3 protein-coding genes are annotated in these 2,539 nt (G+C 67.3%); 1 reads left to right on the top strand and 2 read right to left on the bottom strand.

Annotated features, from left to right (window positions below):
- On the bottom strand, positions 1–489 hold a 489-nt coding region (locus RT662_RS12040; protein ID WP_313670948.1), incomplete at its 3' end, for a TonB-dependent receptor.
- Positions 490–714: 225 nt separating this feature from the next.
- Positions 715–1,191, bottom strand: a complete 477-nt coding sequence (locus RT662_RS12035; protein ID WP_313670949.1) for a DUF6491 family protein — start codon at positions 1,189–1,191, stop codon at positions 715–717.
- Between the two features lie 207 nt (positions 1,192–1,398).
- Here RT662_RS12035 and RT662_RS12030 point away from each other — a divergent pair.
- The coding region (locus RT662_RS12030; RefSeq protein ID WP_313670947.1) for an FAD-binding oxidoreductase at positions 1,399–2,539 on the top strand (1,141 nt) is incomplete at its 3' end.

Genomic DNA, 2,539 nt, shown 5'->3' with positions numbered 1-2,539 from the left:
GACGAAGTTGACGACGCCGCCGGTGGCGTTGCGGCCGAACAGCGTGCCCTGCGGGCCGCGCAGCACTTCAACGCGCTCCAGATCGAAGAATTCGGCTTCAAACAGGCGGGTGGCGAACAGCGGCATGCCTTCGGCGTGAATGGCGGTGGCTGAATCGCAGGTCACGCCCACGCACAGATCGCCGATGCCGCGGATGGTGAAGCTGGAACCGGTGAAGTTGCCCTTGGTGAAGGTGATGTTGGGCAGGGTCAGCTGGATATCAAGCGGGTTGTTGATCTGCTGGCGCTGCAGGGCGCCGGCGTCAAAGGCGGTCACCGCGATCGGCACGTCCTGCAGGCTTTGCGCCGTGCGCTGCGCGGTCACGACGATTTCGGCGATGCCGGTGTCTTCATCGGCCTGCGCGGTTTGCGCGAATGCCGGCAACGCGGCCAACCCGATCAGCGATGCGCTGGCCACCAGGCCAGCACGGATTCCAAGTGCAATCTTCATAAGACGTCCTCCCCAAAAACCAAATGGCTGGATCTTGTTGCTGGCTCTGATGGCCGGATCCTGTGCCGTTGCATGACGCCTGTGTGACCGGCATGCTGCAATCATCAGTTTGGACAGGCGGCAGGGATTTTGTCCAGTGCGGCACGGGGTTTGGCCGGTGCGGTTGGCGTGTGGAGCGGTGCCTGTGTCCGTCATGCAACAGTTTGATGACACAAAGGCCCGGTTTCAGCGCCTGCGGCGGGCCTTTCGGGCGGGAACCGCCACCGGCACGATGGCGGCAATGGCGCACTCGCCGCCAGAACGGGCGCCGATGGCATCGCGGCCGGCGCACAGCTGGCCGGTCTGTTTCTGCTGATAGTAAAAGCCCTGGTAGAAACTCAGTGCCGGGCATTCCTGCGCCAGGTGCAGCCGCCAGCGCCGGCCGCCGCGCATGGTCAGTTCGATGGCGCGGTCGCCGTACAACTGGGCACCGGCGATGCCATTGGTGGGGATGCAGCGATTGCGTCCGGCGCGCGGCGGGGTGGGTCGCGCCAGCGCCCCGTCTTCCACCCGGTCACCGCCCGGCCGCACCGGCACGCGTCGCCAGGCCTGGCCATCAAAGCTTTGCGGTTCGGTCTGCGGCGCCACAGCCGGCGGCGGTGCGCGGCGGTTTTGCGCCGCCGCCGGGCCAGCCAGCAGCATCAGCGCTGCCACGCTCGCCATCACGCCAGACCGAAATGCCGACAATCCCGATTATTCCCCTGTCGATACCGAAGCTGTGCAGACCTGCACAACCGGGTGGCTGCCCCCAACCGCCCGTAAAGGCGGGTGATTGCCCGCCACCGCTTGAACCATGGCTGAATAGGGGGGCTGAATATGGGCTGCAAGCTGTGGGTTCAGCTGTGCCCGGAAAACCGGTAGGGAAAAGGCATGACCGATCTCGTGATCCCACCGCCGCCGTCTGCCGCCGCGCTGGCTGCCCTCAAGGCAGCGGCCGGCCGTGATTGGAGTGAGGATCCCGATCTGATCGGCCCACGGCTAGTGGATTGGCGCGGGCGCTATCAGGGGGCCACCCCCTTGTTGCTGCTGCCGCGCGATGTGGCGACGCTGCAGGCCATTATGCGGGCGGCGGCCGCGCATCGCGTTGCGCTGGTACCGCAGGGCGGCAACACCGGGCTGGTGGGCGGCGGCATTCCGCCGGCTGATGGATCGGCGGTACTGGTCAGCTGCACGCGCATGAACCGCATCCGGCAGGTTGATGTTGCCGGGCAATTGCTTGTGGCCGAGGCCGGCGTGATTCTGGCCGATGTCCACGCTGCCGCTGCTGAACAAGGCGTGGCCTTCCCGCTGTCGCTGGGGGCCAAGGGATCGGCGACGGTGGGCGGGCTGGCGTCCACGAATGCCGGCGGTGTGCAGGTGCTGCGCCATGGCACCATGCGGGCGCTGGTGGCGGGGCTGGAGGCCGTGTTGCCCGATGGCAGCGTGCTGCACCAGCTGCAGGGCCTGGCCAAGGACAATACCGGCCTGGACATCAAGCAGTTGCTGATCGGCGCCGAAGGCACTTTGGGCTTCATCACGGCTGTGGCGCTCAGGCTTGTGCCGGCGCCGGCCTATCGGTCTGTGGCCTGGGCCGGGGTGGACCGGCCGCAACGCGCGCTCGCCCTGCTCGCCCGCCTGCGTCAGTTGACCGGCGGACAGGTGGAAAGTTTCGAATTGATCCCGGCCGATGGGGTAGATCTGGTCGCCGCCCACCTGGGCCTCGCATCGCCATTGGCCGGCCGCCACGCCTGGGCCTGCCTGGTGGAACTGGCCGGGCCGCAGCCGCTGGACGATGTGATGGCGCAAGGGCTGGCTGATGCCGATGATGCCGTCATCGCTCAATCCGAGACGCAGGCCGCCGCCCTGTGGCGCCGCCGCGAGGAACTGCCGCTGGCCGAACGCATGGATGGCCCGGCCGTGCACCACGATATTGCCGTGCCGGTATCGGCGATGGCGGATTTTGCCGAAATGGCAACGGCCGCGATCGAGGGTTTATTCCCCGGCGCCCGGGTGCTGGTCTTTGGTCACCTCG

Source organism: Sandarakinorhabdus sp., from assembly GCF_032115815.1.
Classification (GTDB): Bacteria; Pseudomonadota; Alphaproteobacteria; order Sphingomonadales; family Sphingomonadaceae; genus Sandarakinorhabdus.
This window is presented reverse-complemented; position numbering and strand designations above follow the sequence as displayed.